The organism is Radiobacillus sp. PE A8.2, assembly GCF_045635475.1.
In the GTDB taxonomy this organism is placed as follows: domain Bacteria; phylum Bacillota; class Bacilli; order Bacillales; family Amphibacillaceae; genus JBJGXI01.
Genome location: NZ_JBJGXI010000027.1, coordinates 19,658 through 44,435 on the forward strand (window position 1 = coordinate 19,658; position 24,778 = coordinate 44,435).

The following is a 24,778-nucleotide window of genomic DNA, read 5'->3' on the forward strand; positions in this document are numbered from 1 at the left end:
TCAGCCAAATGTGTTAGGTAATGTTAGCTACTTCCGAAATTCCATCAACTGTTCATTTAAATCCGATGTTTTGTTATATACTTGTTTATAAACACTAAATAACTTCTTATATTGCGCCGCATTTTCCTTGATTGGCAGATACGATTCAGCTTCTTCTAGAAAAACATCTGCACACGCTTCAAGCGAAGGGAACCAACCACACCCATATGCTGCCAACATTGCGGCACCCATGCCTGGTCCTTGTTCACTAGATAATTTAACGATTTCAGCATCAAAGATATCTGCCTGCATTTGCAACCATTCTTTATTTTTTGCTCCTCCGCCAATCGAGTATACCTTATCAATTGTTTTGCCATTATTGCGGAATATCTCAATTGATTCCTGTAGCGAAAAGGTGATTCCTTCTAATACTGCTCGAGCAAAGTCTCTTTTTCTATGTGAACTATCCATACCAATAAAGCTTCCACGAATAGTTGCATCTGCATGTGGAGTTCTTTCACCGACTAAGTATGGTGTAAATAACAAGCCATTTGCGCCAACTGGTACATCGCCTACTTCTTTCAACAATGTGTCAAAATCTTCATTTTCGGCAAACACATCCTTGAACCATGATAAACTGTGACCCGCAGATAGTGTAACACCCATTGTATAATAGGCATTTGGGGCAGCATGATTAAAATAGTGAACTTTGCCTTCAAAATCTTTATCACCGGTTTGCTCATACGTTAAGACGACACCTGAAGTACCGACACTACAAAACGTTTTCCCTTCTGAAAGGATGCCAGAGCCAATCGCACCACATGCATTGTCTGCCCCACCAGCGAACACATTTGTAGACTCAGATAATTCTGTGTGCTTGGACATGTCAGAGGTAATTTTGCCAACATTTTCATGTGAATCAACTAACGGTGGACATATCGAGATATTAAGATCAAGCAGTTCACAAATTTCAGTACTCCACTGTTTAGAACTTATATCTAACAAGCTCGTTCCAGCGGCATCTGAATAGTCCATCTCCAGCTTTCCGGTTAGTCGGTAACGTAAATAATCCTTAGGAAGAACGAACGTTTTTACTTTTTCATAAATGGAAGGTTCATTTTCTTTTACCCATAAAATTTTGGGTAGTGTGAAGCCTTCTAATGCGAGGTTTTTTGTTATTGAAATAAATCGTTCTTTTCCTACTTTTTCATAGATTTCCTGACATTGTTTCGTGGTACGCGTATCATTCCAAAGAATTGCGTTTCTTAGTACTTGATTTGATTCATCAAGCAGCACTAGACCATGCATTTGACCGGAAAAACTAATCCCTTCGATGTCATTTACGTCACCATCAAAGGCTCGCACGAGTTCAGATAATCCTACAACCGTTTGACTTACCCATTGCTCCGGATCTTGCTCGCTGTAGCCTGTTTTTTCTTGAATTAACGGGTAAGATCTTGATACTTCATTTGCTACTTCACCGTTCTGATTTACGAGTAATAGCTTGACAGAACTTGTTCCAAGATCGACACCAATTACATATTTCATTGGAATTCCACCTCTTTTTCGTTAGAATAAAACGCCACCCAGTCAAGGCACTCCCTAAACCCGATGGCATCTAAATACAACATATACCATCCATATACCCTATATCAGGTTATATGGATGGTTGATTTCTTCTTTACATTATTCTCCTGCGTACGCACGTAATAAATATTGGTTTACTGTTGCTTTAATAACTTCTAAGCGACCAGATTTGTTTTTAATTTCTGTTTGATTAAGTGCATAGTCTTCTAGCTTTTTGAAGTCTGTTTTTCCTTCTACGATATCTAATCCAATACCTTCTTTATAGCTGCTATAACGATCTGCAACAATATTTTCAAGTACTTGATCTTCAATTAATTTGTTAGCAACTTTATATCCTACGGCAAAGTGATCCATACCTGCTACATGTGCATGGAAAAGATCTTCTGGCTCAAATGATCCTCTTCTTACTTTCGCATCGAAGTTAAGTCCACCTGATCCTAGACCGCCATTTTTAATAATTTCATACATTGCCAATGTAATCGTGTATAAGTCTGAAGGGAATTCATCAGTATCCCAACCTAATAATGGATCACCTTGGTTGGCATCAACAGAACCTAGCATACCGTTGATTCGTGCATAGCGTAATTCATGTTCAAATGTATGACCTGCAAGTGTAGCGTGGTTTGCTTCAATGTTGAATTTGAATTTGTCTGCTAAGCCATATTTTTGTAAAAATGCATGACCAGATTGAACATCAAAATCATATTGATGTGTTGTTGGCTCTTTTGGTTTTGGTTCAATTAAGAATTGTGCATCAAAGCCGATTTCGTTCGCATAATCTACAGCCATATGGAAGAAGCGTCCAAGGTTATCAAACTCTAATTTCAAATCTGTATTAAGTAATGTTTCGTAACCTTCACGTCCACCCCAGAACACATAGTTTTCCGCACCAAGCTCTTTACCAACTTCTAAACCTTTTTTAACTTTAGCAGCAGCATGAGCAAATACGTCCGCATTGCTAGTAGTTGCAGCACCGTGCACCCAACGTGGGTGGGAGAACATATTAGCTGTATTCCAAAGTAATTTTACTTTGCTATCTTTTTGATAATCTTTAATCATCGCAACGATTGTATCAAGATTTTTGTTCGTTTCTCTTAAGTTATCACCTTCAGGAGCGATATCAATATCGTGAAAACAGAAATATGGAGCACCAATTTTTTCGAAAAATTCAAATGAAGCTTCCACACGTGCTTTTGCTAAATCCATGCCTGTGTAATTATTCCACGGGCGAATCGCAGTTCCACTTCCAAAAGGATCTGTTAAATCTTGTGTGAATGTATGCCAGTATGCAACACCAAAACGTAGAAATTCTTCCATCGTTTTACCATTGATTTTTTCTTCTGGGTTGTAAAATTTAAATGCAAGTGGATTGTTAGAATCTAGTCCCTCGTATTTAATTTTGTTAACGTTTTCAAAGTATGCCATTTTCATGTACCTCCTATTATTAATTATATTTATTGATCAAACTATGAGTCTATTATAACAACGAACCGATACTTTGTCTATTGAATAAACAAAGTTTATAATAATATAAATTAAATGTATAATAACGAGAGGAAAGTGAGTTGTTACAGATGCATCAAACTTGGAATCAACATGTTGTAAAAAAAGAAAATAAAACGCTTGTATTAAAAATAATTAAAGAACATGCTCCGATTTCTCGCGCGCACATCGCGCAAGTAACCGGTTTAAATAAAGGGACTGTTTCCTCGTTAGTTAGCGAGTTACTTAGTGAGCAGTTAATTACTGAATCAGGTCATGGACAATCTAGTGGTGGCAGGCGCCCGATGATGTTGTTATTTAATGAAGTTGCTGGATATTCCATAGGTCTTGATTTAGGTGTTAATTACTTACTTGGTATGTTAACTAATTTAAATGGAGATGTAGTAATTCAAAGAAAAATAGAATTTTCGAGTTTATCTTACGAAGAAATAACTGAAAAACTATTTGCAACGATTGATGAGCTAATCGCTTCTGCTCCTAAAAGCGCTTATGGAATTGTTGGTATTGGTATCGGTGTTCCTGGAATTGTCGATAATGAAGGAACTATTTTGCTAGCTCCAAACCTTGGTTGGAAAAAGATTAATTTACGTAAGGTGCTCCATCAAAGATATAACCTGCCAATTACGATTGAAAATGAAGCAAATGCTGGTGCCTACGGTGAAAAGATGTTTGGTGCTGGCCAAAGTTATAAAAATATTATATATGTGAGTGTTGGTATCGGAATTGGTGTTGGTTTAATTCTTAACGGTGAACTTTATAAAGGTAACAAAGGCTTTTCAGGCGAACTAGGTCATATGACGATAGAAGTAAATGGCTTGGCATGTCGGTGTGGAAATCGGGGATGCTGGGAGCTATATGCCTCCGAACAGGCTTTAGTAAAGAGGGTCAAAGAACTTGATATCCTAGATAATCAGGATATTACATTGGAAAAGATTAACGAGTTAGCTCATCAAGGGCATAGTCAAATCATTGATCTTCTCGATGATATTGGATCCTATCTAGGTGTCGGAATTAACAATATTATTAATACTTTTAACCCAGAGCAAGTTATTATTGGAAACAGAATGGCAGCTTCTAATACATGGATCAAAGCCTCGATGGAAAACAGGATTTTCAATTATTCATTGAACTTCCATCAAGATGATTTAATTATCAATTTTTCATCATTAACGACACATTCGGCAGCTCTAGGTGTGGCAGCGTTTGCGATTGATAATTTTCTAGAAGTTGATTTAGTACAGTGAATGTATGTGCCATATAGTTAAAACAAGGAGAATTCTTTCTAAACTTCTCCTTGTTTTAACTATGGCTCTTTTCGTAAACTTTGTTGCTTTTTAATTACATATTTGAAGTGAAATCCATCGTAGTGCTCGATGCAAAGTAGAGAAAAAGCTTGAGAGACAAGATCGGTGATTCTCGGCGGCCTCCAGGGTCCTTATTTGTGACAAAAAGGGCATTATTTGGATTGTGCGGCCACCAGCGCGCTTATTTAACTAAAAGGCACAGAAATTCTGTCTATTTTTAGTAGATAAGTGCTCTCATGTCCGCTAAATCATCAAATCTGTAATTTAAAATGAAATAAGCTCCTTGGTGTCCGCTTCGATCCTTTCCGGGGCTCGACGACCTTGGATAAATGTCAGCAAACGCAACGATTTCACACGCATTAGGAAATTTCAAATATGCCTCAATATGTGCTGTAGAAATCGCTCACGCTCCAATAATCATGTGATCACCTCTATTTAAATTATCAATTCCAGGTTATTACCTTATACTCCTGAATACGCCATAAACCCGCCATCAACAGGTAACTGGTGTCAAACACACTTGCCTTTTCGTCTACTACCCCATAAGTACATAATACCTAGTGCACTGCCATACAATCCGTGTCCCGTCCTACAGATTATTTTCTCTATGATCGTATGATAAACATCCTCCCTCCAAAACACACACCTAAGTTAATCTAATAACACCTTCATATTTCTCCTTTAAATTTTTGCCCACAAAAAAGAGGTATAAAATGCTTGCATTTTATACCTCTTTCCGATGATTTCTTGATTGGATTTGTTTGCTTTTATAAAGCCTAACCACCAAACGCTTCTAATATATCATCAATTTCTTTTATATCGACTCCATTTATTTTTTTTTGCACACTTGTGGTTTTACCTGTCGGTCTTATACTTGTTGTATAACCTTGGTCCATCATCGCTCTTATATCTGATAACTGATAAAGTATTTCATCGATTTTCTTTTGACTTGTTTGTTTCCCATGAAGAAAGTGATGTAATGCTGAAAAAACCAGATGTCCTAAAGTACCATTTTCCGCATGATATGCAATTTGATCATGTACAATGGAAGTAACCTCATGGGTTTCTCCTGTTCTGACATCAATGTATTCTTCCAACATCGTAACAGCGACTTTATGAATATAATCAGTATAGGTAGTAGACATCACAATCAACCCTTATTCGATACTAATTCGGCTGGCTGGGTATGCTGCTTTCTTAGATGATTTAACTTTGCTAATACTAATAAACCGAGCACGTTTAATTTTTCTAAATCCTCTGGAAAGTATAGTTCAATAGGACGACCTCTTTCTGCCCATTTCACAGCCGCTTCCTGAATTTGACGTTGTGCTAATTTAGCAGCGCCACCAACCGCAATGTATCTTACTGCACCTTTTACCTCAGTAGAACTGCTACGGACACGATCGAATAGTTCAAGGTATTTAATGGCCATCGATTTTAATTGTGGTGTTACATATTTACTTATATCTTTTCTGACACCAGCAAATGGTTCAACATACCATTCAGATTGTCCTGCAGCAAGTTTTTCTTCCAACTCTGTCCTCGAATCAAATTTATACAATTCATTTTTACTAATTTTTTGAATTATATTGTCTAGAAATTGATTGATGCCAAATGGCTCTCCTTCAACAGAAGCTACAGGTTTACTATTTTTAATCCCAACAAAATCTACAGAATCCCCGCCAAGGTCTCCGATAATTATTCCTTTGCGTGAATCCCTGACCAGTGCATCGTCACAAATTTCCAACGTATCCAGGTCGCGTGTCATCCCTAAGAATGCACACGCCCCCTCTGCTCCTACAATAACATCTTCTATGATTAGCTTTACTACTACTTCTTTCGGCTCAGCAACGCCTGGAACTTTGTGAAAAATAATGGTGTGTGTGCCAATGAGACGCTGTTTCAACAGTTCTTTTTTCTCTTTATATTGTGTAGTCGGTAAGGAAACAGCTAGCTGATCAATGTGATAATTAATATTCGTTTCATCAGGGGCTGATAGGAGCGCGTGATATGCAGCAATTCCAAACAAAAGAACATATGTCCGATCCTCATCAACTTTCTGATTGTTAAATGATGTTAAACTTACATTTCTTTGTCTTGTTGCAGCCTTCCCTATATAATGAATTTCTCGTTTATCTACGATTGCTTGACTATTAGTTTCCACAATTAGATTTTCTTCTAGAACTACATCTTCTTCCTCATATGGTTTTTCATAAAATTCTTCATCGAACAATGCGACAGCATTTGGCATTTGATATTCATTTACTATGCCATCTTCTGAAGCCAACACTTTATACCAGCTGTTTCCAACATCGACAGCAAGAAAACTATTTTTCTCCATGTATAAACCTCCTCTTGTTCCAATCCTATGCACCACTATAGGCAACCTGTGCTAGTACCCACTTAACTTTTATAAATATTTGCAAATCATTACCTTTCAAACACGATTCTCATCCCGTTTATAGGCTTCCATTACAAAATTCCGCTCATGCCCATGGGTAAGCGCCCATACATAGTCATTTGCCCTGCATAGGATGCATTATCTTGATTTTTAGGGAGGATATAGATAAATGTCAGATTCATACGAAGAAAACAGCCAGCATCTATCTGATTGTAAAGATTGTGAAAGTGTGCCGCATCATCCACATGTAAGTATTGGAAAAATCGTCGCTAAAGTTCCGGTTGTTCTATCTGAGCTTTCTTTACAGTTAGATTTAGATACTATGATAAAATTTCCAGAACCCGTTTTGGAAATAAAAGATGTTAAGAAAAGAGTTAAATTAACACAATGCCGACTTTTACTTCCGACAAACAGACTTTTTATTAAAGGATTTGTTCGTAAAAACATCCAATATGCAAGTCCAAGTAAAGACATTGAGCAAAACACAAAATCATCCATTGCATCAGATCTTCATTCCTATACTGTTGATGTTCCATTTCAATGTGTAACGGAAGTGAAGAAGTTTTTATCTAAGCCGGTTATGCCACAAGTGAACAGCCGTGAAGAATTTGATTTTTTTGTAGCACAGCCATTGCCTTCAGGTTATCCAGAAAAGGATGAACTGCTAACAAGTGACCTTTCACAATTCCATCAGGAAAGCACACAATTTTACAACGAATTGCCGTTTTGCGAGTTAATTTCAAGCAAGATCATTGAGTGGGATGAAGCAGTTGATCGTGTTTCGCTCCACAAAGACGCTCCAGTTGGGGAAGGCTATTTCACAAAGGTAGAGGAAAAAATGGTAATTGATCTGAAAGTACGATTATTGCAAAATCAGCAAGCACGCGTATCTTCTTCTACAAATGATTGTTGCAATAATCATGATATAGAAGAGGAATAGTTAAATACTATCCACTATTTTGGTCCACTCTTTATAAGGTCAAACAAGACTTAAGGAAGGAGGAATTTGAAAGGGAGCTACACCCTTATAGCGTCGCCTTTCATTACGTTTATGAAGAAAAATCGCAATCAACAAATATATCGAGGTAATCAGCAGACTGATAACATGGTAAGGAGGAAACCACGCCCCTGTCCTTCTTTTAAAAAGCGCAGAAAAAAAAAGGTGTCCAATCCGATAATTTTTCCTCCTCCTAAAGTCGATGACCGCCAGTATAGTGTGGAAGAGTCCTATACAGAAGAACAAGCTAAGGTTAATGAAGCAGAAAATCCAACTCTTCAACATAAACAGGAAGAATGTCATTGCCCCAATGGTTATAGCGATGAAGAGGATTATATAGAAGAAACCGATGGCCTGTCCGATCAACATTTTAAAGAAAATGAGTTTTCGGATCCTCATTTACAAACAGAAGAAGAAATGGAATCGGCCATTACACAGGATGATGATATTGATGAGATACAGAATAAGGACGCTACCATAATGGATCATTCTACATTAGATGAACAAGAAATCGAGCCAGATATAACTTCTGATGCAAAAACCAGAGACGATTTATACGAAGTACCACAATTTAATCACTATGAAGATGAAGATGATTTGGAAAACGAGGTTGAATTCAGCGAGCATGATCCGGTTGATGCGGAAAATCCACCTGCAACAATGAATCATGAAGAAGAGGAAGAAACTGCTGTATCTACTAATGGACAAATAGGAGAAACAGAGCAGGAAAAAAACAAGTTTGAGAATGAAAATGAAATTCTAGACAAAATAATTAATGTAAAACTCCCGATTTCACTTGCTAAATTACATGTTACTGTCGATATCTTTGATTCCCATCCATTAGGTAAACTAGTCTCAAAAGCAGAAAAAATTAGTTGGAAACTTCATTCTTTAAACGTGCATGTGCCTACATCATCTAATACAGCATTTCTAGAAGGGATCTTAGTTGCAACCATTGATAACGTATCAGAGGATGTGAAAAATAAACTAGAATCGATTCAATTACATGTACCTTGGGATGCTACAAAACAAATTGATTGGATCCACAAACCTGATCTGCCTAGTAAACACGAAAAAGAATATACCTTCTCTACAGGCGGTAATGAAACAACACATTACGAATATACGGAAGAATATGCACAGGATATTCAATTCAATCTCCAGCACATTAACGTGGTCTCTTATGAAAAAATGGAAACTAAAAAAGGTATATCCATGTTAGATATTCAAGGGAGTATGTCATTAGTAATTGATTTACTGCAGTGCCAGAATATTGCTTTAATCTTAGGTGATGAACTACATTAAATGTGTAAAAAATTTAAAAAGGGTGCCTCTCATTGAGACACCCTTTTTACCCAGGATAAACTGTCTATAAAGGAAAATATTAACTTACTAGTCTAATAACTGTTTATTGTCCACCGACAATTCTTCTGAATCTGTCATAGACTGTTTCTGACATTGCTCCTGTTGAAGATGAAAATGCTGTATCATCAGAGTCATCCCCATTACCATTTCCAGTTGGAGGAATAGTTGGGAATGGTACTCCTGGATCTTGTTGTAATTGAGTTAATTTAAGAACAAGAATAACTTCCATTTTTTCCGTAATTTGATTAAAGCGACCCCAATTATCAAAATGCTCAAGAATATCCCATTGGTTTACTGCAGAAGCAAGTAATTTACATTTTACTGGCTCATTATTTACTTCAAATGTTAGGGAACCAAAATTACAACGGTCCGCACCCATACCATCCTTAGAGATTTCTCTTCTTTCAAGAACGTTACCCTTCACACTAAATTCACCAAACGGGAATACTAGTGGACTAGCTAGCTCTACTTGTTGGAAAGCTGCAAATGGAACATCTACACTGTAGTCTTTAATTACTCCAGCACCATCTTCAGCGTATTGGATATTTTTGTGAACGAATCCTTTAACAAATAGTTTAACGAAATTTGGATTTCCTGCAACAGGCAATGCTTTACACTGAGTTAGACGTACATTCTTTCTAATGTGTTTAATATCAGTTGCATATGTCGGAAGGTGAATCTCTGCTTCTGCCAGAGTTTGAATCAACACATCTCCAAGAACAACTCTATCCTCTAGTGTATCTGCAACCGCAAACTGTTCTGACTCACTGAATAAGCTTTCTGAATGTGCTACATCATTTTTTGGTCCAGGTGGACAACCATAATTATTCGAGCCACAGCCCGTATTTTTCTTCATATACTCCACTCCTTAGTAATTTTAATTATCAAAAGTCCCCAAATTCTACTAGGCGTAGATATCAGTACGGTTTCTTTTGACCTAATAATGGTATATGTAAAAAATGACTATGTGGAATGGACTAGTGTACTTAGACTATCACCCTTTTTTTACAAATAACCTTCTCTTTACTATTAAACTAGTATTTATACCTATTCTGATACACAATATTTCACTATTTCCATACATTATTAAAATAACAAAAAAGGGGTGAAAATTGATGAAACCAAGTGTTTCTATAATTTTCCCTGTTAAGAATGAAGGGGAAAATGTCCAAAGTACTTTACATTCATTATTTTCATGTGAATCGAATTATTTGTTTGAAGCAATTATTGTGAATGATGCATCAGACGATCAGTGCTGTAGCTTTATTCCTACCTATCCCTATAAAGAAAAAATTCAACTTATCGAGACAAATGGTATCGGTGCGGCTAACGCAAGAAACTTAGGTGCGGCTAAAGCTTTAGGAGAGCATCTTATTTTTTGTGATGCGCACTTAAATTTTGAGAATTGGTGGATTGATCGGTTAATTGATCCGTTAATTACTGGAAAGACAGATGCCGTTACACCTGCAATAGCGGATATGCAGTCGCCAGATGTTATTGGCTATGGACAAACATTAACCAGCGCTTTGCGAACTATATGGAATAAGAAGCAGCCCAGCCTTTTTGAAACAGCTGTATTACCTGGAGGCTGTTTGGCTATGCACAGAGAAGTCTTCGATGCAGTTGGAGGATTTGAAACAAGGTTTAAAACTTGGGGGCATGAGGATGTAGAGCTTTCTATAAAGCTATGGTTATTTGGCTTCCGTTGTCATGTACAGCCGGACGTGACCATCCTACATTTATTCCGAAAAAGTCATCCTTATAGGATCAGTAATAACGATATTTATTACAATTTACTAAGAATGGCTTACTTACATTTTAATGCCGATCGTATACAAAAATGCAAAAGCTTTATCCAATCTCGGAGGAAAACCCGGATCGAAAATCAATTAGTAAAGGATGGAGTATTGCGGCAGCGAGAGGTCTACTTTCAAAAACGGAAATATGATGATGACTGGTATTTTCAAAGGTTTCAAATTAGTTTCTAACAAGACTAAAATATCCATTCATCATAGTCTATTATCCTTCACTCTCTTTCCCTTTTCCTATAAGAAGGAAGCAAAACGTTTCCGAAACTATAATGCAGTGTACAACTAGCTAATTTCCAAAATTGAATTCCACTATCGCATAGGGCTTATACTCAATCAATCATTTCAAACAAGAATAGTATATACAGAACAAAGAGCGACTATTTCTCAAATCTTTTTTTTCTAGTCTATTGAATGATTAAACAAATTTCCAACAAATGTTTCAATATACGCCTCCATTCTATTCCTAACATAAACTTTGGACAAATCTCAGGTTATTGTTCCTATTGATCAGCCGTTTATTTAATAAGCTATTACAAAACAAATAGAACGCAGTGCTTTTACACGCCAATTAAAGGGGGAATTTTTTATGGCACTTTTAATAACTGGCCCGATTGAAAACAATCCCGTAAATGGTATTAGACCTACTCAACAGGTAACGGTTAAGATTGATAATCGGGATACGGTCGATTATTCTTCCATTTTAATACAAGGATATTATTTAAATGGTTCAAGAACCTTGTATGTAAGTGAGTTATTTGTAGTAGCTCCTAATCAAGTTGTTTCAAAAAATTATTTTGCAAACTTTGATGGATTTGAATTTGTGTTTACAACAGGAGGGGCAGCTGAATTTGATACGGAAGTCTCAGTTTGGGGTAAAGATGCATCTGGTCAACTTGTAGATGCACACCGTCTTGTAGCTGATGAGATTGAAGATAGCCAGTAGGATTACGTATGGAGGATATCGCTGAATATTTTTTATGAAATAGTCAGTTAGTCTATCTAGCTCTTTGTTCATATAATAAAAAGTAGGAAGATGTATCGTTTGCGAATACTAACGATACATCTTCCTTATATTCTTTATTTCTATTCATAAATTATTCCTTTAATGCTGTTAAGTATGTCTCTGAGAAATTAACAATAAATTAAAAACATAAAATTCCCTCTAAAGTATAGGACGCACACTCAATCGTTCAGCCACAAACAAGAATAAACTATTAAAGATCGGTATTGGACAACACTGAGAACTTTCACTATAAGTATGTTTATACCTTTTGCAGTTTTATAGTTAATGTCCAAGTATAACCGAAAAAGTGATCAGACTACTTTTTTCATTTATAAAAGGAGCATTAATCCGTTGCGAATAAAGTAGTTTTTTCAAAAAATAGTAAAGGAGGAAAAGATTAATTATGACAATACTATCGACAGGACCAATCGAAAACAGTCCTGTTAGTGGGGTGAGACCCACTCAGCAATTAACTGTGAAGATTGATAATCAAAATTCCTTGAATTCTTCTACTGTGATAATCCAAGGCTATAGTTTAAATGGGACTAGGTCTTTATATGTTAGTGAATTAATTGCAGTTTCACCTAATCAATCGATCACAAAAAATTATTTTGCTAATCTTAACGCATTTGAATTTGTTTTCACTACTGGTGGCGCTGCCGAAGCGGATACGGAAGTGTCTGTTTGGGGGAAAAGTGGGTCTGGACAGCTAGTGACAGCTCACCGCATTGTATCGGAAGAACTTCTAGGCTCTGACATTGGAGCTACTGGTCCTCAAGGCGCTACCGGGCCTCAAGGCGTTACGGGCATTCAAGGCGCTACTGGACCTCAAGGCGTCACGGGACTTCAGGGCGCTACTGGACCTCAAGGCGTCACGGGACTTCAGGGCGCTACTGGCATTCAAGGTGCTACCGGGCCTCAGGGCGTCACAGGACCTCAAGGCGCTACGGGCATTCAAGGTGCTACAGGCATTCAAGGCGCCACAGGACCTCAAGGTGCTACTGGACCTCAAGGCGTCACGGGACTTCAGGGCGCTACGGGCATTCAAGGTGCTACCGGGACTCAGGGCGTCACGGGACCTCAAGGCGCTACGGGCATTCAAGGCGCCACTGGCATTCAAGGTGCTACCGGGCCTCAGGGCGTCACAGGACCTCAAGGCGCTACTGGACCTCAAGGTGCTACTGGACCTCAAGGCGTCACGGGACTTCAGGGCGCTACGGGTATTCAAGGCGCCACTGGCATTCAAGGTGCTACCGGGCCTCAGGGCGTCACGGGACCTCAAGGCGCTACTGGGTCTCAAGGTCCTACGGGTCCTCAGGGATCTGTAGAGCCGAATCCATTTCAAGTATATGTAAAATCTGATGTTGTAAGTGGTGATGGTTCTCAGGCTAATCCTTTCGCAACAATTCAAGAAGGAATTGCTGCGGTATCACAAACCGGAACAGTTCATATTTTACAAGGAACTTATCCCATTTCTTCTACGATAGCAGTAAATAAGCCAGGTATTACCTTACAAGGTTACTCAGGAACATTTATTGAATTACAAGCAGCAGTTATCGCCTTTTTAGTAACTGGAAATGGGATCACTATTGATCGCTTGACAATCACTAGTGATAATCCATATGCAGTGGAATTTATTCAAATAGGGGGAACAAACCACAAAATCACAAACAACGTTATTTTTGGCCCACCACAAGCCGGACCATCTACCGGTTGGGTTGTAAATAGGGGGTTTGTAACGCAAGCTGGCAATATGACTAACTTATTAGTTCAAAACAACATATTTTATTCATTGCGTCAGCCAGCATATTTAAATCCCAATACCACAGGCTTTATCGTAGATAATGTGGTTTACAACACCCGAGGATATGTAGTTGATAGTGCGATTTTCACTTTTTCTGGAAACTCATGGGGTATCCCAGATAATGCTACCGATATTGCTTTATTAATTGGTACAACAACAGGCGCACCTTATGATCCGTTAACAGAATTAAGCGAGAATAACAGTTTAGCAGATATTTCAGATCAACGATAATAACAAAAGTTATCTCCCAATCTTACAACTCCATTAATAATTTTACAATTAATTGAAAGGCATCCTAGTTTTTCTAACAGGATGCCTCTATCATTAAATTCACTAGAATCAAAATTATCTCTCCATTATTAAAGTTTATAGAATCTAAGCTATCAAATCGTAATAATGATTAGCAATTAATTAAATCTTTTTTTAGACCATTCCTCAAAAGAAAATCCGCAGATAATCGGGGACGCATGTACAATCAATAACATTTATATTTAATATTATAAAAAGGAAGGTGAACGATAGATATTTTAATAAAGATCTTCGCTCATCTTTATAAATCATCCTTATTCTATATGAACTCCATAACCTAGCATAATTATATCTGTTTTCACTTAATTCTATAATTGCATCATCACACGACGCAAACATCACAAACCCCATACACCTGATCATTAGAATAAGTATGAATTAACATTACAAAAAGGAGGCAGAAAAAAATTGGCAATTTTATCAACTGGCCCCATTGAAAACAACCCTGTAAGTGGAGTGAGACCGACTACTCAGTTGACGGTTAAGCTTGATAATCGAAGTGCAACGAATCCTTCCACAGTATTGATTCAGGGTTATTACTTGAATGGTTCTAGGTCTTTGTATGTCAGTGAATTAATTGTAGTTAATCCGAATCAGGTTATTTCCAAAAATTATTACGCAAACTTCAATGCACTTGAATTCGTATTTACTACTGGTGGATTGGCTGAAGATGAAACAGAGATTTCCGTTTGGGGGCAAAATTCATCCGGACAATTAGTAACTGCGCATCGTCTTGTTTCTGATGAACTATTGGGATCAGATATTGGACCTACGGGACCTCAGGGTGCTACTGGGATTCAAGGTGCCACTGGACCTCAAGGGTCTACCGGGCTTCAGGGCGCTACTGGGATTCAAGGCGCTACCGGACCTCAAGGCGCTACTGGATCTCAAGGTGCTACCGGACCTCAAGGCGCTACCGGACCTCAAGGTGCTACCGGACCTCAAGGTGCTACCGGACCTCAAGGTGCTACTGGGCTTCAAGGCGCTACCGGACCTCAAGGCGCTACTGGGCTTCAAGGTGCTACTGGGCTTCAAGGCGCTACTGGGCTTCAAGGTGCTACTGGGCTTCAAGGCGCTACCGGACCTCAAGGCGCTACCGGACCTCAAGGCGCTACTGGGCTTCAAGGCGCTACTGGGCTTCAAGGCGCTACCGGACCTCAAGGCGCTACCGGACCTCAAGGTGCTACCGGACCTCAAGGTGCTACTGGGCTTCAAGGCGCTACTGGGCTTCAAGGCGCTACCGGACCTGCTGTTACGGAAACATCTGCTTTCGCGGCAAATACTGGTGGAGCTGTGATAGCTGTTGTATTAGGTGGTACACAAGTTCCGTTACCTGATGAGCAATCTCTAGATGGGTTTACAGCAAACGGTGCTGATACGGAGTTTACTGTGCCAGAGACTGGAAGATATTATATATCATATAATATCAACACAACAGCAAGCCTACTACTAGGATCTAGAATTCTAGTAAACGGGACTCCTGTTGACACTTCAGTAATAAACCCCGTTATTTCTATTTCAAGCTTTAGCGGCAGCTTTATTGAACCACTTACAGCCGGCGATACTGTTTCACTAGAACTATTCGGATTATTAGGCGCCGCTACCTTACAAACTGGCGCTGGAGCTACTCTATCAATTATTAAAATTGATGACACTCCTTAAGACCATAGACCTAAACGCTACTGCAGCGTTTAGGTCTATTTTCTCAACTAAGTCAATTTCATAATTACTTAATTAATCAGTTTAGAGCCACATATAGTTTGGGAAAGTTCTAACCCAACTATTGTGAATATAAATTGCGAAGAATCAGTATTATTAAATTGACTAAACTATAAGATTATTTGAATTAATGATCTAACAATTACTGTTGCGACATCTGCAAATGATGCCTACGGTAATAATACAACACCTCTGGAATATTGTCCGCCTTCACTCCATTCATAATAAACTTTCTAATAAACTCATAATCTGCTGCTTTCCCATAATTCCTTGTATAGCCACCTAAACGATCAAAAGCATGTGCGCGAAATAGCAAGGTTCCATGGGCCATGCAATGCCACCCCTTTTTATATACCTCTAAAATAGCATCTCCATATTGCATCCAGTTAGAAGCATCACTCAACCCTTGAAGGACACCATCTTTTACATCGATAAATTCAGCATATTGCGCGCCAACCATATCCACGTTTGGATTTTCTTTAAGAAAAGATATTTCTCTCTCTATTCGTTTAGAGTGCGAAAGATCATCAGAATCCTGTAATGCAATAAATTCACCCCTACTCAGGAACATGCCAAAAGTAGTTGCGCCTTCATGACCTATATTCCAAGGTAATGCTATACCAGTTATTCGGTCCTTCATCCCATCATTTTCTTTTATTACTTTACTTCTAAATGCTTCGAAGACTTTCATCGTGTTATCACTTGATGCATCATCTATTAAAATAATTTCGACATTTTGATACGTTTGCGCTATTAAGCTATCAAGACACTCGTCTAAATATTGCTCTCTATTGAAGCTTGTCACCACAATGCTAACAAGTCCCGCTTCTCGTTGTATACTCATGCCTTCCTCCTATCACCTAACGATTTTTACCACTTTGAGATCTTAGCTAGCTTCTGTAATCCTTAATAACATCACGGTATATTTGTGTGTATGCCAAAGCCATTCTTTTTGATGTGAAATGATTTGCTACATACTCACGAAGAAGCTTTGGATGTGGATAACGTGCGTGTAAGACCTTTGTTACCATTTCATCTACGGAGCTACAAACTAATTCTGGAAAGCCGTTCAACACCTCTGAAACAGCACCATTATCAAGTCCAAGCACCGGCGTTCCGCAAGCCATGGCCTCCACCATAACCAATCCAAATGCTTCTTGGCAATTTGTTGGAAACAGCACACATTTCGCATATTTAAGCAAATCCTGCTTCTGTTGGCCACTAACAGCCCCTACGTACTCGATATTTGGATTTTTCATTATTCTATCTTGAAACTCCTCCACAAACTCCTTGCTTGTGGAGATTGGTCCTGCAATTTTCAGCTTCACATTTGCTTTTTCACAAACATCTAAAGCAAAATGCAATCCCTTTTGTTTCGCCAGTCGACCAAGATAAAGGTAGTATTCTTCCTTTTGCTCCGAGAATTGATATTCCTTTAAATCTATTCCATTGTGTACATAATAGCCCATTCCACCGCCTATTGTTTGCAGCATACGATTACTCACATAAGTAGGATATTTTGTACCATTATTCATGTAATTGTGGAGGGAACAAATTGTTGGAAGCTTGAAGTCTTCTTTTCCTATAGAGGATAGATGCGTGTGATCGTGGATTATATCCACTGATTGAGGTAGTAGAAGCTTTACTTGTTTAATCACTTCATCTAATCTCCAGATTCCCTCGTGCTGATAGGGGATGAGCGTTGCGCTCGTTTTACTGCCTTTCGGTGCAAACAAGTAGACATGATGTCCAAGCCTCACTAGCTCTTCGGTTAAATCAAAAACCACCTTTTCGACACCACCATAATCCATGGGAGGAACCGGATAAATATCTGGTGCTACTTGAACAATGGTTAGCGGCTTGAATCTAGATCGAAAGCTTTCCATCAATGGAGTCTCGGGCACCTGTTTAAGGAAGTACCTTGTTATTTCAAAATACTCCTTTGCTTTCTCGGAGTCTCCTAAATGCTCACAACAAATAAACAATTGGAAATACGGAAACCATAATGAAATCGTATTGCCCTTCTCACTTGTCTTGCTCTCCATTTTGACAGCCTGCTCATACCAAAAAACAGCCTTCTTCCAATCCTTGCCCTTCATCCATAAGTAGCCAATCATAGAACAGACATCAGAGTGTGGAGGCTCATCATAAAAAGATTGCAGCAAAGTCCAAATTGCCTCTTCACTATTACCACTTAAGGCATGCGCATCTGCTAGCCTAAAGGTTGCTTCTCGTTTATCGTTTATCGACTCTGACTGTTGGAGAAGGTATGCTTCAAATAGCTTGATAGACCTTTCATACTCCCCTCTCACATATAGTTCATTAGCATGATTGTATAGCTCTTGTGGCAACATCTCATTTGCCCAATCTCCTTGATTAGGAAGAGCGGCCGCCCCATCCTGATCCTTTCCCCATTGTTTGCATACACAAGGAACCACTCTAATATCACTATAGCCAAATTCAAGATTCAAAATATATAAAGGCAGTTGTCCAATAGGCAATGATGTTTCCAACCACTCTGCAGACATTTTTTTATTTCGAATAAGATGTGGCCAATGATAGATGGATCTACTAAAACGATAGTCATCCTGATCTTTCGTATAATCAGCATAGCGAAATGCCCATACATCTATCTTTTCGTTCTGTATCAAGCTGTCTATTTCCTTAAAAATACGCTCTTCAAATACTTGATCAGGATCGATCGCTAGAAGCCAGTCTGGATTCGTCTTCATCGCTTCTTCCCAGCATAGCTTTCTTCTTGCTGAATAAGGTTGGAATGACTTATCTTGAAAGGGCACTATTTTTACTTTTTCACTGGAAATGCTCGGCTTAGTACCTTCGTCATGAACGATAATAATCTCATCGACATATTGGTCTAAATGTTCCATTACATCATCTAGATAGCTATTGGATATTTCATCGATTACGATCATTGCCGTTATTTTAGAAACTTTCAAAGTTACACCTCTTTCTTTATCCAATCGAGTCAATTTCATAATTACCCAAAATCAGGATTATGAAATTGACTAAATCACATTAATCTTTGCTCAAGTAGCACTTTATTGTGTAATATTTTGCTATCATTTGGAACAAACTGGCGTGCTAACTCGTTGTGACTGTATGCTTTCTTAAAGTCGCCTACCTGATAATAGCTGACACACAACTCTAAATGAGGGATCCATGTCCAGCTATCTTCATCATACATGGCGTCCTTTTCGGTGGGTCTATTTAAATCCGCGGCAAGTTCATACCAGAAAATTGCTTGATACAGCTTATTTTCTAGCCGATTACAATATCCTAAAAAGCAACAGCTCTCTGCTCTCGGAATATCATAGAGAAAAGAACGAAAGATGTAATCGATCGCTTTCTTAGTATTCCCCGCATGTTGATAAAGCTTTGCTAGTTCGAAACATGCTCTTACCTTGTATAACGAACTACTGTCAGCTAATGCCAAGCAAGACTCAAATTGCTCGACCGATTTTTCCATTTCATTATAATCCCTCATTAATTCCGCATAGCTAAACCGATCTTTCAAACTTACTTTTTCCCCATTTTTGATTTGTTTTTCTAAACCAAGAACAGAAGATTTATCATAAATGGGCGGGATTTTTTCGTTAACAATTTTTTCATAAATGCTTTCATATCGATCTGTCATGATTTCCCTGGAAAAATGTTTAGCAACATAGTCACGAAGCTCTTGCGGTTCTGGAAAAGACTGTTTTAGCACTTTTTCTGTCATCATATCCGTGTTATCACAAATAAGTTCTGGAAATTGCTTTAGCACCTCGGAAACAGAGCCATTATTAAAAGCAACAACAGGTGTTCCGCATGCCATTGCTTCCACCATAACAAGACCGAATGGCTCTCTCCATTCAATAGGAAACAAGAGACAATTGGCGTTCTTTAATATCTCTTGTTTTTCTAATCCTCCAACTTCTCCAATGTAGTGAATATTTTTATTTGCTTTCATCACCGGCTCTACGTTTAATGAGAAATATTCCGTATTAAAAATTGGTCCTGCTATGATGAGCTTCTTCTTTGTCTTGACCGCGATCTCTAAAGCATGATGGATTCCCTTTTTTTCACTAACCTCCCCTAAGAAAAGCAGATAATCCTGCTTCTTATCATGAAAGCTATATTCTTGCAAATCAATGCCGTTATACACACAATATCCCTTACCCTTGCCAACATCCTCCAGTGCGCGATTACTAATGTAAACGGGATAACGGGGAAATGTACTGTAATTGATATGAATCGTACTTACTGTCGGGACAGATAAGGTGAGCTTATCTAGCTCGGAAAATTGTGTATGGTCATGAATAATATCAATGGAGGGGGGTAACGTATTTTGCACAAAATCCGCTATCTGTTCAGGATTTGATCCTTCATGCTCATAAGGGATAACGGTGGCGCTTGACCTACTTCCTTTAGGCGCATAAAGATAGACTTCATGCCCACGCTCCACCAACTCTTCCGTTAAACAATATACCACTCTTTCAATCCCTCCGTATTTAGTCGGTGGGACTGGTAGAGCATCCGTCGATACTTGAACAATACGCATTTCATAGATCCTCCTTTTAAAAAAAGTCACCAAACTATATAAAAGTGCCTTTTAAAATTCTACTACTACATTCTATCGATAGATATTCATTAGTTTACACGTGGTTTTTTTATTATATGAAGCGCCCCCACCATAAGTGTTGCAAGCGAAAGCCCGTTTTTGCCATTGATGGTCTTCCTAATACAACTGGTCGCTAGCCTAGCAATCTAGCGGATAGTTGCTTCTATAAATGGGATAAAGTTTGATTTACGCGTTACCAATCACTCATCCCTTTACTAGTCATATATTAGCAATGATAACTAATTATTATATTTAAAAAGAGGTGATGTTGTGATAACAATTAGTCTATGTATGATTATGAAGAATGAAGAAGATACCCTACGAAACTGTTTGCATTCTGTTAAGGATATTGCAGATGAAATGATAATTGTCGACACTGGTTCAACGGATCGATCAAAGGAAATTGCTCGTGAATTCACCGATAAAATGTATGACTTTGAATGGATTAATGACTTTGCCGCTGCTAGAAACTATTCCTTCAAACAAGCAACAAAGGATTATATCCTCTGGCTTGATGCAGATGATGTGTTACTTGAGGATGACCAAAAGAAGCTTCTTGCGCTTAAGAAGGACTTAGACAGCGCTGTCGATTCCGTAACAATGATATACGATTATAGCTTTGATGAATTCGGAAATGTGACATTAAGCCTGCGAAGAAACCGCTTAGTAAAAAGAAGTCAAAAATTCAAATGGCATGGCTATGTACATGAATATTTAGCGGTGCGGGGGGAAATAATTGACCCTGACATTCACGTTACCCACAAGCGCATTCACCATTCATCCGGAAGAAATCTACAGATATATGAAAGTAAATTGGACCAAGGGGAAAAATTCACCCCTAGAGATTACTATTATTATGCAAATGAGTTATTTGATAACCAGCATCATAGTAAAGCGATAAAAATGTATCATACCTTTCTCAGCATGGAGGAAGGATGGATGGAGGATAAAATTGCTGCGTGTGGAAAATTAGCAGACTGTTACAGTAAAGTCGGAGAATTTGAAAAACAGAAAAACGCTATCTTCAAATCGTTTGATTACGATGTACCACGCCCAGAGCATTGCTGTCGTTTAGGCTATATTTTTCTTAGTAAACAACAATACCACTTAGCTATATTTTGGTATGAACAAGCTGTAAAATTCCAAAAGCCTGAAGGGAATTGGGGATTTTTCCATGAGGCATATGCCACCTGGCTGCCTCATATAAACCTGTGTATTTGCTACTATTATTTAGGCGATTTCCAAAAAGCATATGACCATAATGAGGTCGCTCGAAAATTCCGCCCTGAGGATAAGGATGTGTTACACAATAAGCAGTTACTAAAAAGCAAGCTCTAATTATATGTAATAGAAGGGGATTTATAAGCTTATCCCCTTCATGATTTTTCTCACAAATTATGCTCCATGATTACCTTGCTCCCTCGCAATTAAATCATCTAGGCTTTTTTTATAACGTTGCTGAACAAGAAGCGTTTCCTTCTCAATTTCTGCAGCATAATTGTTCGTCCCCATATTACGATGAACACGATACCGTGTAAGCGGCTGATCTAAGAAGGAAATAGCATACGTTAATATCATCCTTATCCATAAATCATAATCATTCGCATAACGTAATGAATCGTCAAACATGCCCACATCTTGAAATAGTGCTTTTTTTATCATTATCGTTGAGCCATTAATTGTACATCCTGCTTTAAGGCTCTTGTAAAATGCTAACTTATTTGGAAAGCTAACGTTACATTTAGACATCGTTACGCGACTTCTACCATTAATGAGACTAAAATTCGTATAAGATATTTGAGCATCCTGCTTCTTCATGAAAGCTAGTTGCGTTTCCACCTTTTCAGGAAGGAATTCATCATCAGAGCTTAACCATACCACGTACTCCCCCGCCGCACGTCTGATCCCTTCATTTAACGCAGTGGCGGTACCACCATTGCTCTTTTTTACATAAGTAATGAAATTCCTAAAGGGAGCAATTTTATCCACGTATCGCGTCGATCCATCATCAACCACGATGATCTCAATGTTCTGATAGGTCTGTTGCAGCGCACTCGTTATTGCTTTCCCTACATATTTACAGTTATAAAACGGGATGATGATCGATACCTTGCTTCGAAAAGGACTTTCGTTATCTGTCATTATTTAAACCTCCTACATGTCATATCCATTCTTGATAACGATGCTTTATAGTTCACCATATTCGAACGAGTGACTGTTTGTTGTTAACATCTGCCCCATTCCTTCATATATTAGTAATAAAGCTCATAGGGGGTTATGACGATGTTTGGCAATGATTTTTATTCCTTTAAGAACAATGACAAAATTGTTACAAATAAACATATATCTTCAACCATTCAAAATACATTCACCATAGAATTTTGGGCACGGCCAGAAGCCTCTCATGCCGTTAGTATTGCTGGTGCTTTTAAACGACGATTTGTGATATCACCAGCATCTGGCGGCGATGCTTCACTTGCTGAACTGGGTGTATCTGTCGGCACAAACGGGGTCACCGTGTATGAACACACCACCAATGGTTTGTCTCATACATTGATTCATCCCGCTTCAATAAAACTATGGACACATATCGCAGTTGTATATCAAGAAAAAGTACCTTCTCTCTATATGGATGGCCAATTTGTGAAAACGAGTACAGCGAGCACAAACAATACAGTAGTACCTTCTGCTGTCTTTGGCGGAATGGATCCGGATAATTTCTACATGGGGGATCTCAAAGAAATACGGATATGGAATACAGCTAGAACACACGAGCAACTTGCCCAAAACATGCATCGTATTTTCACCGGAAGTGAACCTGGCTTATTTGGTTACTGGAGGCTTAATGAAGGAAATGGGACAAAGGCTTTTGACCTAACGAAAAATAAAAATAATGGAACGATTACAGTAAGGAGTGCTGCACCTAACCCGGTACCACCGCCAAATCCAGCCACTCAGCCAAGAAGGAGACGAAATAGAAAGACGGTGAATCATACACCTGCTCCACTCCTAAATGCTACTACACCTAACAATCAAGCGAATAACCAGATGAATATCTTATTTACTTTTTTCATTCCAAGTGGTGGTGTGGAAACATTAAATAGGCAACGCTATTATGCTCTTAAAGAGCAAGGCGTTAATTGTCATTTCCTTTATACACAATCCGGCACTGGTCTGCAAAATAATACTAATATCCCCGTATTTGTTACGAACAAGGACAAAGTAATCAAAAACACCATAGTAAAGGGTAACTATTCCGCTATCATCGTTAATTCGGACCTTACTTTGCTAAAAAAAATACGTGAATTTGGTTACAGAGGGATCCTCATCTATGAAAACCAAGGGTTAGGCTTAAACAAAGAATATGTAGAAGAATATATTCAAACGCACGGTTATCCGATTATAAACGATTACTGTGATGCAATCCTATATCCCAAAACCCCTCACCTAGTCCAGGCTTTTAGCAAATACTTTCCGAACAAAAAACAATTTAGCTTTCACAACAGCTTCAATACGAAGGAGTTTCACTATCGTCCCCTTCCGAAACAAGACCATCCAATTATTGGATGGGTAGGAAGACTAGAAGAAAATAAAAACTGGAGGGATTTCCTAGCGATTGGTGCTAGAATGATCCAAGATAATCCCACTATTCAACTATGGATGTTTGAAGACCAAACGTTGTCTACGAAGGAAGAAAGAGCTGCTTTTAAGGCTGAAACGAAGCGACTTCATTTAGGTAGTAATCTTACGGTTTATACTAATCAACCCCATGCTAAAATGGCTGACCATTTCTCTATAATTGGCGACTCTGGTGGCTTCTTATGCTCAACATCGAAGGTAGAAGGATTTGGTTATGCGGTGCTAGAAGCGATGATTTGTAAGTGTCCTGTTCTGTCTACTGATTCAGACGGTGTCCGTAGCTTCCTCACACATAACATTACAGGAAAATTTTATGCTTTCGGCAATATAGATGAAGCTTTTAATGAAGGTAAGGATCTTATAACGAACAAAGGATTACGAAAAACAATTATTAAAAACGCTGTTAAGCATATAGAACAACATTTCTCTTCAGAAGCTTATGCAGAAAATTTCTTGAACATGTTGAAACAATTATCACCTAACAACTAAAACACAAACTAAACAACCATAGTCCTAAGAAAACCGCAGAGCATCGTTTAGAAACGTACGGACTGGGACTCGATACAATAAAATCACTTGTTTCTGCGGTGTATATTCATTACAGCTTTCCTTAGTGCGATTACTCGCTCTCGTGTCATGAGGTGAGGGAAGTCTCGCTAGTCCCTGGCGCTCGGAGCTGGCCGTGGCTAATGCTTAACGTTATCCACATTTAGTATATTTTGTAATTTCCCGGCAA

18 protein-coding genes are annotated in these 24,778 nt (G+C 38.4%); 9 read left to right on the forward strand and 9 right to left on the reverse strand.

What is annotated here, in order from left to right:
* Positions 1 to 27: 27 nt before the first annotated feature.
* Positions 28 to 1,527 (reverse strand): xylulokinase, encoded by a 1,500-nt coding sequence (gene xylB / locus ACI6MV_RS14760; protein WP_407271080.1) that lies wholly within the window; start codon positions 1,525 to 1,527, stop codon positions 28 to 30.
* Between the two features lie 138 nt (positions 1,528 to 1,665).
* Positions 1,666 to 2,991 (reverse strand): xylose isomerase, encoded by a 1,326-nt coding sequence (gene xylA / locus ACI6MV_RS14765; RefSeq protein ID WP_407271081.1) that lies wholly within the window; start codon positions 2,989 to 2,991, stop codon positions 1,666 to 1,668.
* Between the two features lie 149 nt (positions 2,992 to 3,140).
* Here xylA and ACI6MV_RS14770 point away from each other — a divergent pair, with 149 nt between their 5' ends.
* Positions 3,141 to 4,313, forward strand: a complete 1,173-nt coding sequence (locus ACI6MV_RS14770) for an ROK family protein (protein ID WP_407271121.1) — start codon at positions 3,141 to 3,143, stop codon at positions 4,311 to 4,313.
* An 836-nt stretch (positions 4,314 to 5,149) separates the two neighbouring features.
* Here the strand turns inward: ACI6MV_RS14770 and ACI6MV_RS14775 are convergent.
* Complete coding sequence (locus ACI6MV_RS14775; protein ID WP_407271082.1) at positions 5,150 to 5,518, reverse strand: hypothetical protein; 369 nt, start codon at positions 5,516 to 5,518, stop codon at positions 5,150 to 5,152.
* Between the two features lie 5 nt (positions 5,519 to 5,523).
* Positions 5,524 to 6,714, reverse strand: a complete 1,191-nt coding sequence (locus ACI6MV_RS14780; RefSeq protein ID WP_407271083.1) for a ParM/StbA family protein — start codon at positions 6,712 to 6,714, stop codon at positions 5,524 to 5,526.
* Positions 6,715 to 6,943: 229 nt separating this feature from the next.
* Between ACI6MV_RS14780 and ACI6MV_RS14785 the strand changes: the two genes are divergently transcribed.
* Both ACI6MV_RS14785 and ACI6MV_RS14790 read left to right on the forward strand, forming a co-directional pair.
* Positions 6,944 to 7,714, forward strand: a complete 771-nt coding sequence (locus ACI6MV_RS14785) for a CsxC family protein (RefSeq protein WP_407271084.1) — start codon at positions 6,944 to 6,946, stop codon at positions 7,712 to 7,714.
* 111 nt (positions 7,715 to 7,825) lie between these two features.
* Entirely contained in the window at positions 7,826 to 9,076 is a 1,251-nt protein-coding gene (locus ACI6MV_RS14790; protein ID WP_407271085.1) for a hypothetical protein, read from the forward strand.
* A 103-nt stretch (positions 9,077 to 9,179) separates the two neighbouring features.
* Here the strand turns inward: ACI6MV_RS14790 and ACI6MV_RS14795 are convergent, their stop codons facing one another.
* Positions 9,180 to 9,992: a CsxC family protein gene (locus ACI6MV_RS14795; protein ID WP_407271086.1), complete on the reverse strand. Its 813-nt coding sequence runs from the start codon at positions 9,990 to 9,992 to the stop codon at positions 9,180 to 9,182.
* Between the two features lie 259 nt (positions 9,993 to 10,251).
* Between ACI6MV_RS14795 and ACI6MV_RS14800 the strand changes: the two genes are divergently transcribed.
* The 4 genes from ACI6MV_RS14800 (at position 10,252) to ACI6MV_RS14815 (ending at position 15,725) form a co-directional block, all read left to right on the forward strand.
* Positions 10,252 to 11,124, forward strand: coding sequence for a glycosyltransferase family 2 protein (locus tag ACI6MV_RS14800; RefSeq protein WP_407271087.1), 873 nt, complete (start codon positions 10,252 to 10,254; stop codon positions 11,122 to 11,124).
* A gap of 409 nt (positions 11,125 to 11,533) precedes the next feature.
* Complete coding sequence (locus ACI6MV_RS14805; RefSeq protein ID WP_407271088.1) at positions 11,534 to 11,890, forward strand: hypothetical protein; 357 nt, start codon at positions 11,534 to 11,536, stop codon at positions 11,888 to 11,890.
* A gap of 463 nt (positions 11,891 to 12,353) precedes the next feature.
* Positions 12,354 to 13,985, forward strand: a complete 1,632-nt coding sequence (locus tag ACI6MV_RS14810; RefSeq protein ID WP_407271089.1) for a collagen-like triple helix repeat-containing protein — start codon at positions 12,354 to 12,356, stop codon at positions 13,983 to 13,985.
* 486 nt (positions 13,986 to 14,471) lie between these two features.
* Positions 14,472 to 15,725, forward strand: coding sequence for a BclA C-terminal domain-containing protein (locus tag ACI6MV_RS14815; RefSeq protein ID WP_407271090.1), 1,254 nt, complete (start codon positions 14,472 to 14,474; stop codon positions 15,723 to 15,725).
* A 199-nt stretch (positions 15,726 to 15,924) separates the two neighbouring features.
* On the opposite strand, the gene ACI6MV_RS14820 is transcribed toward ACI6MV_RS14815, so the two are convergent.
* From ACI6MV_RS14820 to ACI6MV_RS14830, 3 genes are all read right to left on the reverse strand, one after another.
* Entirely contained in the window at positions 15,925 to 16,626 is a 702-nt protein-coding gene (locus tag ACI6MV_RS14820) for a glycosyltransferase family 2 protein (RefSeq protein WP_407271091.1), read from the reverse strand.
* A 46-nt stretch (positions 16,627 to 16,672) separates the two neighbouring features.
* Positions 16,673 to 18,739, reverse strand: a complete 2,067-nt coding sequence (locus ACI6MV_RS14825) for a glycosyltransferase (RefSeq protein WP_407271092.1) — start codon at positions 18,737 to 18,739, stop codon at positions 16,673 to 16,675.
* A gap of 74 nt (positions 18,740 to 18,813) precedes the next feature.
* Positions 18,814 to 20,343 (reverse strand): glycosyltransferase, encoded by a 1,530-nt coding sequence (locus ACI6MV_RS14830; RefSeq protein ID WP_407271093.1) that lies wholly within the window; start codon positions 20,341 to 20,343, stop codon positions 18,814 to 18,816.
* Positions 20,344 to 20,673: 330 nt separating this feature from the next.
* Here ACI6MV_RS14830 and ACI6MV_RS14835 point away from each other — a divergent pair, with 330 nt between their 5' ends.
* Entirely contained in the window at positions 20,674 to 21,741 is a 1,068-nt protein-coding gene (locus ACI6MV_RS14835) for a glycosyltransferase (RefSeq protein ID WP_407271094.1), read from the forward strand.
* Positions 21,742 to 21,798: 57 nt separating this feature from the next.
* On the opposite strand, the gene ACI6MV_RS14840 is transcribed toward ACI6MV_RS14835, so the two are convergent.
* Entirely contained in the window at positions 21,799 to 22,545 is a 747-nt protein-coding gene (locus tag ACI6MV_RS14840) for a glycosyltransferase (protein WP_407271095.1), read from the reverse strand.
* Between the two features lie 141 nt (positions 22,546 to 22,686).
* Here ACI6MV_RS14840 and ACI6MV_RS14845 point away from each other — a divergent pair, with 141 nt between their 5' ends.
* Positions 22,687 to 24,531: a glycosyltransferase gene (locus tag ACI6MV_RS14845; RefSeq protein WP_407271096.1), complete on the forward strand. Its 1,845-nt coding sequence runs from the start codon at positions 22,687 to 22,689 to the stop codon at positions 24,529 to 24,531.
* Positions 24,532 to 24,778: the final 247 nt, after the last annotated feature.